Below are 2,359 nucleotides of genomic sequence, written 5' to 3' on the forward strand. Positions count from 1 at the left end.
TGGGTGCGTGGAAGCGGACGTCCTCCACCCCGGCGCGCAGGTCGGGCTCGTAGAGGATGTCGGCGGTGTCGACCACCTCGACCTCGGTGGGGGCGTACCGCGGGGCGGTGGCGACGTACCCGCCGACGCCGGCCCCGCCGACGAGCAGGACCGCGGCGCCCCCTACGAGCACGCGCTGGCGGATCGACACGGGTTCCCCTCTCGGTCGCGGTGCGGGGCGGTGGCCCCCGCGACCATCCTGCCCGTTCAGCCGCGCAGGTCCCGGGGGGCCAGCACCCGCATCACCGACCAGTACCGGCCGGGCAGCAGCCGCACGAGCAGGTCCGGCAGCACCGCGGTGACCGCGACCAGCACGCGGGGCCGGCGCCGGCGCACGCCGTCGAGGATGCGCTCGGCAGCCCTGCCGGCGGGGTAGGTGAGCACCCGGTCCGCCGCGGCGCGGCCGCGCTCGGCCTCGGCCGCGTCCAGCGACGCCGCCGGGCGGGCGCTGGTGGCGATGCGGGTGCGGACCCCGCCCGGGTGCACGCTCGTGACGCCGATCCCGAGCGGGCGCAGCTCGTGGCGCAGCACCTCGGTGAACCCGCGCAGCGCGAACTTGCTCGCCGAGTACGCCGACTGCCCCGGCGGGCCGACGATCCCGAACACGCTGGACACGTTCACCACGTGCGCGCCGCGGCCGAGCGCGCCGGGCACGAGCAGCCCCCGGCACAGCGCCACCGGGGCACGGAAGTTGACCGCCTGCACCCGGTCGAACTCCGCGGCGGACAGGTCGGTGAACGACCCGCCGACCGCGACGCCGGCGTTGTTGAGGAGCAGGTCGACGCGCGGGAAGCGGCCGAGGACCCGGGCGGCGAGCGCCTCGACGGCGTCGGGGTCGGCGTGGGCGACGACCACGGAGACGACCTGCACCTGCCAAAGCTGGGCCCGCCGGCGCCCGGCGACGACGTCGAGCCGGTCGGCGTCGACGTCGACGAGCAGCAGGTGCGCGCCGCGGGCGGCGAGGCCGACGGCGAGCTGCTCCCCGATGCCGCTGGCGGCGCCGGTCAGGACCGCGCGGGCGCCGTCGAAGACGAAGGGCGGAAGCGGCACGTCGGGCTCCTGTGGTTCGGCGCGTGGTCGGGGGCGGGTGCGGCCCATGGTGCCCCGCGGGCGACACTGGCCGGGTGAGCGGGCACCCGGGCGAGGCGAGCGAGCACGCCGACGTCGTGGTGGTGGGGGCGGGCCTGTCCGGGGTCGGCGCGGCGCACCGCCTGCGCACCGCGCACCCGGGGCGGACGCTGGTGGTGCTGGAGGCGCGGGAGCGCATGGGCGGCACGTGGGACCTGTTCCGCTACCCCGGCGTCCGCTCCGACTCCGACATGCACACCCTCGGGTACGCGTTCCGGCCGTGGCCGGGCGAGCGGGCGCTCGCGGACGGGCCCTCGATCCTCGCCTACGTCGAGGACACCGCCGCCGAGCTCGGCGTCGCGGGGCTCGTGCGGTACTCCCAGCAGGTCGTGGCCGCCGACTTCGACACCGCGGGCGCGCTTTGGACGCTCACGGTGCGCGACCCGCGCGACGGCCGCGAGCGCACCATGACGTGCGGGTTCCTGTACAGCTGCGCCGGCTACTACGACTACGCGCGCCCGCACACCCCCGACATCCCCGGGCTGGCGGACTTCGCGGGGCCGCTCGTGCACCCGCAGGCGTGGCCGGCCGACCTCGACGTCCGCGACCGCCGGGTCGTGGTGGTGGGCTCCGGCGCCACCGCGGTGACCCTGGTCCCGGCCCTGCTGGGCCCCGAGCAGGGCGCCGCGCACGTCACGATGCTGCAGAGCTCCCCCACGTGGGTCGCGGCGGTGCCGGGCACCGACCGCACGGCCCGCCGTCTCGGTCGGGTGCTGCCCGCGGCCCTCGCGCACCGGCTGGTGCGGACCCGCAACGTGCTGCGCCAGGTCGGCACGTACGGGCTGACCCGACGCTTCCCCGGGGCGGCGCGGCGGCTGCTGACGGGCGCGGCGGTGCGGCACCTGGGCGGGGACCGCACGACGGTGGCGGAGCACTTCACGCCGACCTACGACCCGTGGGACCAGCGGCTGTGCGCGGCGCCGGACGGGGACCTGTTCGCGGCCGTGCGCTCGGGGCGGGCCGAGGTGGTGACCGACCGGGTCGCCCGCGTGGTGCCCGACGGGGTCGAGCTCGCGTCGGGACGGACGCTGCCCGCCGACGTGCTGGTGACGGCGACGGGCCTGCGGCTGCTGGCCGTCGGCGGGACGACGCTGCGCGTGGACGGGGTCGAGGTGGACCTCGCCGAGCAGGTGGTGTGGCACGGCGCGATGGTGACGGGGCTGCCGAACTTCGCGGTCTGCATCGGCTACAC

The 2,359-nt window shown here is 77.5% G+C and carries 3 protein-coding genes; 1 reads left to right on the forward strand and 2 read right to left on the reverse strand.

The window, feature by feature from the left end; all coding sequences use genetic code 11:
* Nucleotides 1–190 (reverse strand): hypothetical protein (locus tag ACTUAL_RS10130; RefSeq protein ID WP_440900090.1); only part of this gene is annotated, 190 nt, incomplete at its 3' end.
* Between the two features lie 56 nt (nt 191–246).
* Nucleotides 247–1,089 carry an SDR family NAD(P)-dependent oxidoreductase gene (locus ACTUAL_RS10135; protein WP_440900091.1) on the reverse strand — a complete coding sequence of 281 codons (843 nt, stop codon included), beginning with the start codon at nt 1,087–1,089 and terminating at the stop codon, nt 247–249.
* Nucleotides 1,090–1,163: 74 nt separating this feature from the next.
* Here ACTUAL_RS10135 and ACTUAL_RS10140 point away from each other — a divergent pair.
* The coding region (locus ACTUAL_RS10140) for a flavin-containing monooxygenase (RefSeq protein WP_440900092.1) at nt 1,164–2,359 on the forward strand (1,196 nt) is incomplete at its 3' end.

Source organism: Actinosynnema sp. (genome assembly GCF_052038725.1).